The sequence below is a fragment of the Streptomyces sp. NPDC057136 genome, from assembly GCF_042670885.1.
Taxonomy (GTDB): Bacteria; Actinomycetota; Actinomycetes; order Streptomycetales; family Streptomycetaceae; genus Streptomyces.
Genome location: NZ_JBHUUV010000078.1, coordinates 1 through 11978 on the forward strand (window position 1 = coordinate 1; position 11978 = coordinate 11978).

Genomic DNA, 11978 nt, shown 5'->3' on the forward strand with positions numbered 1-11978 from the left:
CCCCCATCTTCGACCTCGTCGACTACGGCATCGTCGGAGACCTCTTCACCGTCGTCCCCCAACTCACCGAAGAAGTACACAACCGCAAGGGCTGAGCAGGGGAAGTTCCGAAGGGCCGGGGCCGCGTGGTGATCTCACCGCGCGGCCCCGGTCGCTTTCGGGCAACCATTGACGCAGGTCACGACCGCCTATTAACTTCGCTATGTGGATTACTGATTCCGGGAAGCGGAAACAGTGAGTATTTGGAGGGTGTGGGAATGGGTCAGCAGGAGAAGGTGGCAACGAGCCTCGCCGGTGAGGTCAGCGAGAGCATCAGTGCCTCTCTGACGTCGGTGGACGCGGAACTCGCCCGCCGCTACCCGGGGGACCCCGGGACTCGCCAGCCCGTCCATACCGTCTACGTCCCCGGGGACGCCTTCACTTCGGACACCATCCGCTCCTGGGGCGACCAGGCGCTGAAGGCCCTCGACGAGCACGCCCCCGACGCCGCCGCCCTGGCCGCGGTGCTCGGCATCCCGGCCGAACTCGCGGGCCCGGTCCACGACCGCGTACGCGCCAAGCTGGAGCGCGAGCCGATCGAGGACCTGCGCATCGACTTCGAGGACGGCTACGGCCCCCGCTCCGACGCCGAGGAGGACGAAGCCGCCGCCCGCGCCGCCCGGCTGATCTCCGAGGCGTACGGGAACGGGACGGCCGCCCCCTACATGGGCATCCGGATGAAGTGCATGGAAGCCGCCGTGCGCGACCGGGGCATCCGCACGACCGACGTCTTCCTCACCGGACTGATGCAGGCCGGAGGCCTCCCCGACGGACTCGTCCTGACGCTGCCGAAGGTGACGTACCCCGAGCAGGTCACGGCCTTCGTCGAGCTGCTCGAAGCCTTCGAGACCGCGCACGGACTTCCGTCGGGACGGCTCGGCTTCGAGATCCAGATCGAGACCAGCCAGTCGATTCTCGCCGCCGACGGCACCGCCGCCGTCGCCCGCATGATCGACGCCGCGCGGGGCCGCGCGACCGGCCTGCACTACGGCACCTTCGACTACAGCGCCTGCGTCGGCGTCAGCGCCGCGTACCAGTCGAGCGACCACCCGGCCGCCGACCACGCCAAGGCCGTCATGCAGGTCGCCGCTGCGGGAACCGGCGTACGGGTCTCCGACGGCTCCACGAACGTACTGCCGGTCGGCCCCACCCACCAGGTCCACGAAGCCTGGCGCCTCCACTACGGCCTCACCCGCCGCGCCCTGGCCCGCGCCTACTACCAGGGCTGGGACATGCACCCCGGCCACCTCCCGACCCGTTACGCGGCCGTCTACACCTTCTACCGCGAAGGTCTGGAGCAGGCGGCCGCCCGCCTCGCCGCCTACGTGGCCAAGGCCGGCGGGGACGTCATGGACGAACCCGCCACGGCGAAGGCCCTCAGCGGCTATCTGCTGCGCGGTATCGACTGCGGAGCGCTCGACACCGCCGAGGTCGCCAGCCTCACCGGCCTCACCCGCGCCGACCTCGACGCCTTCGCCTCGCCGCGCCGCGGCAACCTGACGGTCACGGCGCCGTAGCGCGGGGCGCCCAACGGCGGCAGGGATTGCTCACTGCCGCCGTACTCGCCCCCTGGGGTGAAGACGCCCTCGCCGGCGTCGACGACTTCCAGCTGGGAGGCATCGAGCCAGGTGACGAACAGGTCCCGCGTGGTGCCCGGGGCGTGAAAGGGGGAGGACGAAACGTAGCCGAGCGGACTCACATACGCGGATACACCGATGGGCGCGGTGCGATCCACATCGCAGTGAACCTGCGGCGCTCTCTCCTAAAGGGCCTCGGCCGTGCGTACCCTGCCACCGGCCGTCAGGCGGGCGGGAGTTCGCCGGAGCCGCGAGGGACGAGTGTCGTCGGGAGTTCGACGCGGGCCGGGGCGTGGTCGGCGCCGTCGAGGCGGCGGAAGAGGTGCTCGGCCGCCGTGCGGCCGACGGCGGCGGCGTCCTGGGAGATGACGGTGATGCCGAGCAGGTCGGCCAGTTCGATGTCGTCGAAGCCGACCAGGGCGACGGGGCGTTCACGGTCCGCCAGGACGCGTACGGCGGTCACCGTCACACGGTTGTTGCCCGCGAAGAGGGCGGTGACCGGTTCGGGACCGGAGAGCATGGACTCGGCCGCCGCACGCACCCGGGCCGGGTCGGTGGAGCCGAGGGAGACCCAGGAGTCCTCGACGGTGATACCGGCGTCCGTCATGGCCGCGTGGTAGCCGCGCAGTCGCTCGGTCGCCGTGTGGATGCGCGGCTGGTCACCGATGAAGCCGATCCTGCGGTGGCCGTGCGCGATCAGATGGGCGACCCCCTCGCGCGCACCGCCGAAGCTGTCGGAGAGGACTATGTCGGCGTCGATCCGGCCGGCCGGGCGGTCCACGAAGACGGTGGCGATGCCCGCTTTTATCTCGGGCTCCAGATAGCGGTGGTCGTCACCCGCCGGGATCACGATCAGGCCGTCCACCCGGCGGGCGCACAGCGCGAGGACCAGTTCCTGCTCGCGGTCGGGGTCCTCGGCGCTGGAACCGTTGATCAGGAGCGCGCCATGGGCGCGGGCGACCTCTTCGACGGCGCGGCTCAGTGGTCCGTAGAACGGGTCGGCCAGGTCCTCCAGGACGAGCCCGATGGAGGCAGTGCGGCCCTTGCGCAGGACTCGCGCGCTGTCATTGCGGCGAAAGCCGAGGGCGTCGATCGCCTCCTGGACGCGGCGTTCGGTGTCGGGCGTGACGCCGGCCTCGCTGTTCACCACCCGGGAGACCGTCTTGAGGCCCACTCCGGCGCGGGCTGCCACATCTTTCATGGTCGGCCGGTTGCCGTAACGGCTCTCGGAATGACGGGCGGTCTCGGCCACGGTGCGCTGTCCTGTCGTCGGAGTAAGGGTGATCCGGCGGCCCACGCCGGCGGTGCCAGGGAGAGGGCCGGAGGCTGTGGCGTCGAGCATAGGCCCTGGACAACGTTGTCAGCTGAATGGAGACTGTGCAGACTATGGACTGAACCCGCAGGTCCCGCCCCCTCACCATCCGGAGAGCCCACACCGATGCATACCGACCTCGTCGCCGCGCTCGACATCGGCGGCACCAAGATCGCCGGCGCGTTGGTGGACGGCGACGGCGCCCTCCTCGTACGGGCGCAGCGCCCCACGCCCGCCCGTGACGGCGCCGAGACGGTGATGGGGGCGGTCGGTGACGTCCTGGCCGAGCTGCGGGCCTCCTCGCTGTGGGAGCGGGCCGGCGCCGTCGGGATCGGCAGCGCCGGCCCGGTGGACGCGTCGGCCGGCACGGTCAGCCCGGTCAATGTCCCTGGCTGGCGGGGCTTCCCCCTGGTGGACCGGGTGGCCGCGGTGACCGGCGGGCTGTCTGTCGTACTGGTCGGCGACGGAGTCGCGATGACGGCGGCCGAGCACTGGCTCGGCGCCGCCCAGGGATACGACAACGCGCTCTGCCTGGTGGTTTCCACCGGCGTCGGCGGTGGCCTGGTGCTCGGCGGGAAACTGCATCCGGGCCCCACGGGCAACGCCGGGCACATCGGTCACATCTGCGTGGACCTCGACGGCGACGTCTGCCCGTGCGGCGCTCGGGGGTGCGTCGAGCGCATCGCGAGCGGTCCGAACATCGCGCGCCGCGCCCTCGACGGTGGCTGGGTCCCCGGCCCGGACGGCGACTCCACCGCCGCCGCCGTGGCCGCTTCCGCCCGTGCGGGGGACCCGGTGGCCATCGCCTCGTTCGAGCGGGCCGCCCAGGCGCTGGCCGCCGGAATCGCCGCCACCGCGACGCTGGCCGAGATCGATATCGCGGTGGTCGGCGGGGGAGTGGCCGGCGCGGGCGAGGTCCTTTTCGCGCCGCTGCGACGGTCCTTGCGCGACTACGCCACGCTCTCCTTCGTCCAGCAGCTCACGGTGGCGCCCGCGGTGATGGGCACCGACGCCGGGCTGGTGGGCGCAGCCGCCGCGGCGTGGGCGTCGGGGGCGCAGGGGGCAGGAGTGACGGGGGCCGGAGCGAAGGGGGCTCCGGCCGCAGCGCTTCGGTAGCGGCCGCGCGCAGGTCTTCCAGGGGGTGCCCGGTTCGTCAGGCCGGACACCCCCTGGGTTGTTTCCGGCTCCCCGGGGGCTCGCTCAGCGGCCCCGATCCGTCGCCTGCTGCGGCACGATCACCAGGAAGGCGTCCTGCTCCAGGTCCATCACCACTTCGGCCGCCATGCCTTCCCCGCGGCGGGCCTCGGCGAACTCCTCCGCGGGCAAACTGCCTCGTGGCCCGCCTGCGGGAAACTGCTCAAGCACTGTCCGACGCATGGCGCGGCCCCCTCGTGGTCCCTGTCGATGATGGCTCCAACGACGTCCTTCCCTTCTCGTTACGGCCGTTGTGACCGGGACCCCGGGCAGGGGAGCTCGTACAGTGGGACGCCCTCCGACGGGACCCGCCGGCCATGTCGCCGCAACGGCCTCGCCGCGGGGTTTCCGCGGCAGGGTTTCCACGGCAGGGTGTTGCGGGCAAGCCACAGGGGGCTACGGAAGAGGGGGAACCGTGATCGTCTGGATCAACGGTTGTGTCGACACAAGGCCAGGTCAGCGTCCTGCCTGCTGCTATTTGCTCGAAACCTAGCCTTACTTAGCTTCAGCTAGCCGCAGCTAGCCTTGATTGGGAAGATCCGTCTCCCATTCGTCTCCCATCCGTCTCCCATGGGGGACGGATGGGAGACGAATGCGATGGAGTTCCAGATCCGGGACCGTTCGGTCAACCAGGGGCGCCGTGAGCTATCGGGCCGAGGGGACTCGGGCCCGCCGGGCTACACCCAGGGGGCCGCCGCCATCCGGCTCCCGGACCGTCGGCCGGATACCTTGCCCGCCGGGCCGCGCGCCCGGCGGGCACTGGCGTCCGCCCTCGTGCTGGCGACAGAAGCCGCCTTGCTGTCCGGTCAGGCGGCCGTCGCCGCGCCGGCCCAGCTCATGACCGTCGAGAACACGGCCCTCAAGGAGCGCCTGCGCCACCTGTCCCAAGACAAGCGCACACTCGAAGACCGTCTCCAAGCCGCCCGCTCCAACACGCGCTTCCTGGATCGGCGGATCTCTCAGCTCGAAGCCCAGCTTCTGGAACGTGACCGATCCTGAAGCGGCTGCCGTGTCACGGACTGCAGGGTCAGTCCTGGCCGACGACCCTTCGGCCGATCTGTTCAAGGAATTCCTGGATCGATGCTGCGACGACCGCGAAATCGTCGAACCAGGAGGCAGTAGTCGACTTCCAGACCTGTCCACTGCCTGCCACTGCGAACAGATGACCGCCACCATCGCTGGCAAACACGATGGCAGGTGGCTCATCGTCGATCTGGACAGATCCGTACTCGCGGAAGTGCTCAGCGACCGTCGAGGCCGGGTGGACGAAGTAACCGTGCTCAATATCCGGCAAGGAAACTTCGCTGACCACCCAGTAAAGGGTCGTCAGGTCAGAGGGGATCGGCGTCAGATCCACGAGTTCGTCCGTCGCCCTATGGCTCTCATCCGTTGCGAGGATGACGGCGTTCTCGCCAGGTGGGAACCCGTGCGTCTTCAGAAACGACGACATCAAAACCGCGAGCTCCGCAGAAGTCTGCTCGCACCAGCCTCGCACCCACTCCGAGTCGAGCCGCTCACCAGACACGTTCATCCTCCTTGACACACCTCCGGCTCGACATCCACGAGCTTCGAAGAACATATCGAAGGGCACGTCACGGACATGTCCGCGACGCATCGCCACAGCTCAGGACCCATCCGGTCGACTCGACGATCGGTAAGCCCGACGACCTGCGCGACGCCCAGATCGCGCTTCACCAGACCCGCGCCGAGTACGAGCAGTACGCCAATATGCTCCCGTGGTCCCGCGAGCCGATGCCCGGCTGGAAGAGTGACAAGCAACTGCACACCGACTACGTCTCCCACAAAGTGGACCTCCCCGGATACACGCCGGAACAGGCCGCACGCGTGGACCAGTACCGGGCGCGGCTGCTTGAGCTGAGCCTCGCCGTGTCCGCGCACCCGCACTGGAGAACGCTCGGGGCCGACGCCGTCGCCGCAAGGATGGCCTTGAAGCACGCCCACGAGCCGGCCGAGGCGCGGGCGTAGCAAGAACGCCGGGTCCGGGTCAGGTGATGTCATCCGGGGTGAGGTCCGGGCGTAGCCGGTGCCAGGAGGGGTGGCGCAGCCGTCCGGCCCGGGTCCGGGTCGCGTAGCGGACCCCACCGACCAGGCGAGGCAGCACCCACCGTGCCCCGGCCACCGGCGGCACCGTCGTGAATGGGCAGTGGTCGATCGTGGCGGCGTGGAGGAGCTCGGCAAGGGTTGCACGTTCGGTATCACTCCAGCCGGTGCCCACGCTTCCCGCGTACCGCAGGCCGTCCTTGCCCTGCTCGCCGACGAGTAGGGCGCCGGGCAAGCCGGCGAGCCGGCCGCGCCCGGGTACCCAACCACCGACGATGACGTCCAGGGTCTGGACGTGACGGATCTTGATCCACGCACGAGAGCTCACCCCGGGTTCGTAGACCGAGGTGAGCCGCTTCGCGACGAGTCCTTCCAGACCTGCGGCCTTCGTCATCTCCAGGGCCTGGGTCCTGTGGCCGACGACCGACGCGGGCGTCGACCAGTGCGTACCCGCGAGCCCGAGCCCTTCCAGCACCTCGCGCCGCTCCGCGCAGGGCAGCTTCGTGATGATCCTGCCGCCGAGGAACACGACGTCGAAGACGATGAGGTGGGCGGGTACACGCTGCGCCATGCGGGCCGCCTTCGCGGGCGAGCCGGTCAGCCCCATCCGGGACTGCAGCCTCTCGAAGTCGCTGCGCCCCTGGTCGTCGAAGGCGACGATCTCCCCGTCCAGGACAGCGGGCCGGCCCAGGGCGGAACCGAAGGCCACGAGTTCGGGGTATGCCGCGGTGATGTCGGCCCCGGACCGCGATCGCAGGACCACGCTCTGGTTGGGCGACCTCACTCGTTCGGTTGGTGATGGGCTGCTGCGCTCCTCAGGGCTGGAAGCGGGATCGTGGTTGACAGGGCTTCACCCTGGCTGGGGCTTCGCCATGGAAAGTCCGCCGCGACTGTCAGCCTGCAACTACCGGGCGACAAGGTTGTACAGCGTCCCACGCGGACATCAGCGTCTGTCGATCTGCTGAGGTTTGCGACTCCATGGCGATCGTTCCGCTGACAGGTACTCCAGGGAGTGGCGGGTCTCAGTTGAGGAGGGTGGTGATGGCCGCGCTCACTGTGGTGGCGAGGGTGATGACGGCGGCGAAGGCGATGGCAGCGCGGGTGAGAGCGGTGGGGTAGGTGGCGCCGTCGAGACGGGCGAGTTTGGCCGCGGTGGCTGCGGTCAGCAAAGCGACGATGACGGCGAGTGCGATGGTGAGGAGAAGGACAGCGACAGTCACGGCAAGCTCCTGATGGCAGTGGTGGGTTGACGTGATCGAAAGTCGCGAAATTGGTGTGCGCCATGGTTCGCCAGGACGAAGATGAACACCGGCGAACACACCACCAGGAGGCAGAGGCGTGCAGGAGGACTTTGATGGCCAGGTCTTGGCGCGGGCCGAGCTGCATAGCCGCCTGGCCGACGCACTGGCCACGGCTGGTCTGAACAAGACGCAGCTCGCCACCCGGGCGAAACTGGGGCGCACGACGGTGTCGACGGCACTCGCGCCCCGGGGGGATGTTCCGTCAGCGCAGACCGTGGCCGCGCTGGCCCGTGTGCTGAAGTTGCCCGCGAACGAGCTGCTTGAGTTGCAGCGGCTCGCGACCGGGTTACCAGGGGCGGACAGTTGTGCGGGGCGGGGGCCGGGCAGGCAGATCAGGGAGTGGGAGCCGCACGATCTGGAGGTGCACCCCGCCGGGCCGGGCCGATCAGTAGATACCGACGCCTTGGCAGGCCGAGAGCTGCCCGGGTACGTACCCAGAGAGCATGACCGGATACTCGGCACCGTAGTGCAGGATGCGGCGGCCGGCCGAAGCGGAATGGTCGTGCTGGTCGGCGGCTCCTCAACCGGGAAGACAAGGGCATGCTGGGAGGCCGTTCAACCGCTCGCATCGCTGGGTTGGCGACTGTGGCACCCTTTCGACCCGACCCGCGCACAAGCGGCGCTCAAGGAACTACACCGTGTCGGGCCGCGGACAGTGGTGTGGCTGAATGAGGCCCAGCACTACCTCGGCGACCCCGCTGTCGGTGAACAGATCACCGCCGCGGTGCACCGACTTCTCACCGACACCGGGCGAAGCCCGGTGCTCGTACTGGGCACGCTCTGGCCCGAATACGCCCACCAATACACCGCCCTGCCCAGACCAGAGATGCCTGACCCGCACAGCCGGGTCCGGGAACTCCTCGCCGGGCGGACCTTGGCCGTCCCCGACAGCTTCGATGCTGCCGCGCTGGCCGCCGCGACCGCGCTCGCCGAAGCCGGCGACCACTTCCTCGGTGACGCGCTCGCCCGGGCCCGTGACGGACGAGTGCCCCAGGACCTGGCCGGGGCCCCGGAACTCGTGCGCCGCTATCAGCAGGCCACCCCTCCTGCCCGAGCCCTCCTGGACGCCGCCATCGACGCACGCCGCCTCGGCGTCAGCCTCCACCTCCCCCAGACCTTCCTGACCGACGCCGCGAGCGACTACCTCACCGACACCGACTACGACCAGCTCACCGACGACTGGGCCGAGCGCGCCTTCGCCGAACTTGCCCAGCCCGTCCACGGCAAGCAAGCCCCCCTCCGCCACGCCACCCCCCGTCCTCCCAGGCGCCCGCCCACACCGGCCCAGAGCACCGCAAGCACGCCGACAGGTCCGGGCCCGGTGTTCCGTCTGGCCGACTACCTCGAACAGCATGGCCGCCGCGCTCGAAGACGGCTCTGCCCGCCCGCGTCCTTCTGGCACGCCGCCCACACCCACCTCACCAACCCCGACGACCTGGACAACCTCGCCGACGCCGCTGAAGACCGTCACCGCCTCCAATGGGCCCACTACCTGCTTCGTTGTGCCGCCGAACACGGCAGCACGCGTGTCCGGATCCGCCTGGCCGGGCAACAGGAAGAAGCTGGCGACCGGGACGGCGCTGATGCCCTTTATCGCCAGGCCGTCGGCCTTGGTGACACCAGCGCCCTCAAGGACTGGCCGGACTTCCTGGCCGATCAGGCAGGGGCGCGAATCTTGGAGCGCGCCGGAGACCGAGAGGCCGCCCTTGCTATCTGGGACAAGCTGGCCGAGGAGGGGGTCGTGGACGCCTACAACCACATTGGTCAGCGGCATGAGGAGGACGGGCGCCGGGCTGACGCCGAGCGCTTCTACCGACTGGGCGCCGAAGCCGGCGATCCCGACGCCATGCAGAGCCTGGTGTTCCTGCTGGCCGAGGACACGCATTTCAAGGAAGCCGCCGAATGGACCGAACGCATCGCGGCAATCGGCGACATCTACGCGTACCCCCGGCTTGCCTACCGCTATGAGGCGGCGGGCGACCTGACCAACGCCAAGGTCTACTTCCAGAAGGCCGTCGGCGCCGGGCTGATTGACGACTACGGCGACCTTGTCCGCCTTCATTTTCAGGAAGGCGACGACGAGGGCGCGATGCGGATCCACAAGGAAGGCGTCGAGGCAGGCTGGACTCGCGTCCCCATGCTGATCGCTGAGGACGCAGGCGACCACGCTCAGGCTGATGAGCAGGCATTCACTGCGGTCGACCACGGAACAGTGCAGCCGCTTCGAGAGCTGCTATTCCGGCGGCTTCAGCAGGACAGCGCTCATGCGGGACCCCTTGCCCGCAAAGCAATCGACGCGGGCCTCGCCCGGATTGTCCTCGGTGTCGGGCGCGACAGCGCCTCGGAGCATCCCCGGGCCATCGCCGTGCTCCAAGCGGTTTTTGCCGACGCTGACGAAATTGACGCCCCTGACACAGAACTGTGGTGACCGATCCCGGCACTGGTTAGAAGCCTGCGCAGGGCGCCAGCCGACGAGCCGTCTGACGAACAGTTCGGGAGTGGGCAGAGCGGATGACTACATAAGGCATCCGCAATGACATGCCCACCGGCTGAGACACGGGCACGCCGGGACGGGCCAAGACAGCCCAGAAACGCGCCGGTCAGGGCTGCGCTCGATGACACGAGCCGCGAAATCCTACAGCCGGAAGCTACACCCGCATTCCGATCCTCACGCGGTCCGGACACGGCCGCAACGTACGAGGGCATGCTGAGCACGACTTGCTGGTCGACGGGTGCCCTCCGGGCTGGCGGTGCCATCCGTGGGCGCCGGCGACTTGCCCACTGACCGCGGCGGGGTCGGTGACGTAAGAGGGAACATGCTGCGGTCCGCGTGAGGCCCTCGCGCTCCCAGACGAAGCCGGCCAGGGTCTCGCCTTGTGAATCGTTCCTGCGGTGAATGTCGGCGCCCAGGCGGGTGAGAGGAAGCTGTTTGGCACCTGGTCGGGGGTGGGGCGCCGGTAGAACGCGGGGGTGATCAAGAACTTGCTGCGCGGCTTCGGCGCGCTTTCCCTCTCCCTCGTTCCGCTCCTGGCTTCCACGCCCGTCCACGCCGCTCAGACCCCGCATCAAGGGCTGCGGGCAGTTGAGGTGACCACGCTCGCCGACGCCGTCGGTTTGGTCCAGGTCGATGAGGAGAATCGCACCGGCTACACCCGGTCGTCCTTCCGGCACTGGAACTCCGGCGACATCACTACGGATGGGTGCAACACCCGCAACGAGGTTCTGCTGGCCGAGGCGATCGTGGCCCCTGTCGTGGAGTCCGGGTGCAAGCTGACCGGCGGCACCTGGCTGTCCTACTACGACAATCAAGAGGTCTCCGACCCTCGCACCCTGGACATCGACCACATGGTTCCCCTTGCTGAAGCCTGGGACTGGGGCCTCGGCCTGGACGGCCGCCCGCCGTGAGGCGTATGCGAATGATCAGGGTGCTGGCGCGTTGCTGGTGGCGGTGACGGCCCGTACGAACCGTCAGAAGTCGGATCAGGACCCGGCCCAGTGGATGCCGCCGGCTCCGGACGCGCAGTGTCGGTATGTGGGGGAGTGGGTAGCGACGAAGCTCCGCTGGCAGCTCGCTGTCGACACCACGGAACTGGAAGCGCTGACGGTGTTCGCCGAAGGGCCTTGCGAAGACACGATCGTTCAGTACACCCCGGTCGCGTAACAGCGCCGGCCCGGATGGGAGGCATCATGCGGCGCCAGGTGCCTCCCGTCGGGGCGATGGAGATTCTCAGTGGTTCGTACCCGTTATTCCAACGCTTGTGAAAGGTGCTTGCCATGAGCCGAGCTTTGATCGTCGTGGACGTGCAGCAGGACTTCTGCGAGGGAGGCAGTGTTCCCGTGACCGGCGGCGCCCGGATCGCCACCGAGATCGCCGACCTGGTGGAACAGACCGCCGGCCTGGACTACCAGTTCGTGGTCGCTACCCGGGACCACCACATCGACCCGGGAAGCCACTTCTCCGAGAACCCGGACTTCAAGGACAGCTTCCCCGTCCACTGCGTGGCCGGAGACGAAGGCGGCGAATTCCACCCGCACTTCGCGCCCGCCGTCACCGGTGGCAAAGTCGACGCGGTCTTCTTTAAGGGCGCCCACAGCTCCTCCAAGAGCGGCTTCGAAGGCGCCGACGTAGAAGGAACCATCCTTGCCAACTGGCTGCGCGCCCGCGGCGTGGAGGACGTCGACGTGGTGGGCATCGCCACGGACCACTGCGTGCGCGCTACGGCGCTGGACGCCGTGAAGGCCGGCTTCCGCGCCCGGGTACGCCTGGACTACTCGGTCGGCGTCGCAGCTGACACAACAGCCGCGGCCGTGGACGACTTCCACCGGGCAGGCATTGCCGTATCCGGCGAGACCCCCGTACCGCAATAACCTCAGCCCACGCAGGCCCATGCGCCGCCCAACGTGCCCATTCATCTGATCTCCGGCAGAGACAGACCGCTGCGCGTAGGCCCCAGCACGATGTATGCCCCGGCCATCGGCCGGGGCATACATCTG

Annotated in this window: 10 protein-coding genes and 2 pseudogenes; 7 read left to right on the forward strand and 5 right to left on the reverse strand. The window is 69.1% G+C overall.

All coding sequences use genetic code 11. The annotated features are described in order from the left end of the window. Positions 1 to 257: 257 nt before the first annotated feature. On the forward strand, positions 258 to 1556 hold the full coding sequence (locus ACFT7S_RS38290) for a DUF6986 family protein (protein WP_382741080.1): 1299 nt from the start codon (positions 258 to 260) through the stop codon (positions 1554 to 1556). 283 nt (positions 1557 to 1839) lie between these two features. Here the strand turns inward: ACFT7S_RS38290 and ACFT7S_RS38295 are convergent, their stop codons facing one another. Continuing rightward, positions 1840 to 2868 carry a LacI family DNA-binding transcriptional regulator gene (locus ACFT7S_RS38295; protein ID WP_382741083.1) on the reverse strand — a complete coding sequence of 343 codons (1029 nt, stop codon included), beginning with the start codon at positions 2866 to 2868 and terminating at the stop codon, positions 1840 to 1842. 186 nt (positions 2869 to 3054) lie between these two features. On the opposite strand from ACFT7S_RS38295, the gene ACFT7S_RS38300 reads away from it, so the two are divergent. After that, entirely contained in the window at positions 3055 to 4044 is a 990-nt protein-coding gene (locus ACFT7S_RS38300) for an ROK family protein (protein ID WP_382741086.1), read from the forward strand. 84 nt (positions 4045 to 4128) lie between these two features. Here the strand turns inward: ACFT7S_RS38300 and ACFT7S_RS38305 are convergent, their stop codons facing one another. Further along, positions 4129 to 4305 carry a hypothetical protein gene (locus tag ACFT7S_RS38305; RefSeq protein WP_382741088.1) on the reverse strand — a complete coding sequence of 59 codons (177 nt, stop codon included), beginning with the start codon at positions 4303 to 4305 and terminating at the stop codon, positions 4129 to 4131. A 414-nt stretch (positions 4306 to 4719) separates the two neighbouring features. Here ACFT7S_RS38305 and ACFT7S_RS38310 point away from each other — a divergent pair, with 414 nt between their 5' ends. Next, a complete protein-coding gene (locus ACFT7S_RS38310) occupies positions 4720 to 5121 on the forward strand; it encodes a hypothetical protein (protein ID WP_382741091.1) in 402 nt (133 codons plus the stop codon). Between the two features lie 28 nt (positions 5122 to 5149). Here the strand turns inward: ACFT7S_RS38310 and ACFT7S_RS38315 are convergent, their stop codons facing one another. Continuing rightward, entirely contained in the window at positions 5150 to 5653 is a 504-nt protein-coding gene (locus tag ACFT7S_RS38315; protein WP_382741094.1) for a hypothetical protein, read from the reverse strand. A 5-nt stretch (positions 5654 to 5658) separates the two neighbouring features. Between ACFT7S_RS38315 and ACFT7S_RS38320 the strand changes: the two genes are divergently transcribed. Further along, on the forward strand, positions 5659 to 6108 hold the full coding sequence (locus ACFT7S_RS38320; RefSeq protein WP_382741097.1) for a hypothetical protein: 450 nt from the start codon (positions 5659 to 5661) through the stop codon (positions 6106 to 6108). 19 nt (positions 6109 to 6127) lie between these two features. On the opposite strand, the pseudogene ACFT7S_RS38325 reads toward ACFT7S_RS38320, so the two are convergent. After that, positions 6128 to 6949 (reverse strand): annotated as a pseudogene (locus ACFT7S_RS38325) (ATP-dependent DNA ligase); the annotation flags it as partial. A 256-nt stretch (positions 6950 to 7205) separates the two neighbouring features. After that, a complete protein-coding gene (locus tag ACFT7S_RS38330) occupies positions 7206 to 7403 on the reverse strand; it encodes a hypothetical protein (RefSeq protein WP_382741100.1) in 198 nt (65 codons plus the stop codon). A gap of 118 nt (positions 7404 to 7521) precedes the next feature. Here ACFT7S_RS38330 and ACFT7S_RS38335 point away from each other — a divergent pair, with 118 nt between their 5' ends. From ACFT7S_RS38335 to ACFT7S_RS38345, 3 genes and pseudogenes are all read left to right on the forward strand, one after another. Then, entirely contained in the window at positions 7522 to 9912 is a 2391-nt protein-coding gene (locus ACFT7S_RS38335) for a hypothetical protein (protein WP_382741103.1), read from the forward strand. A 542-nt stretch (positions 9913 to 10454) separates the two neighbouring features. Further along, positions 10455 to 11145, forward strand: a pseudogene (locus ACFT7S_RS38340) (HNH endonuclease family protein). Positions 11146 to 11258: 113 nt separating this feature from the next. Next, positions 11259 to 11852, forward strand: coding sequence for an isochorismatase family protein (locus tag ACFT7S_RS38345; protein WP_382741106.1), 594 nt, complete (start codon positions 11259 to 11261; stop codon positions 11850 to 11852). The last annotated feature ends 126 nt before the right edge of the window (positions 11853 to 11978 follow it).

Coding starts and splice junctions, on each gene's coding strand:
- ACFT7S_RS38290 (WP_382741080.1), top strand. CDS start 258: ATGGGTCAGCAGGAGAAGGTGGCAACGAGCCTCGCCGGTGAGGTCAGC.
- ACFT7S_RS38300 (WP_382741086.1), top strand. CDS start 3,055: ATGCATACCGACCTCGTCGCCGCGCTCGACATCGGCGGCACCAAGATC.
- ACFT7S_RS38305 (WP_382741088.1), bottom strand. CDS start 4,305: ATGCGTCGGACAGTGCTTGAGCAGTTTCCCGCAGGCGGGCCACGAGGC.
- ACFT7S_RS38310 (WP_382741091.1), top strand. CDS start 4,720: ATGGAGTTCCAGATCCGGGACCGTTCGGTCAACCAGGGGCGCCGTGAG.
- ACFT7S_RS38315 (WP_382741094.1), bottom strand. CDS start 5,653: ATGAACGTGTCTGGTGAGCGGCTCGACTCGGAGTGGGTGCGAGGCTGG.
- ACFT7S_RS38345 (WP_382741106.1), top strand. CDS start 11,259: ATGAGCCGAGCTTTGATCGTCGTGGACGTGCAGCAGGACTTCTGCGAG.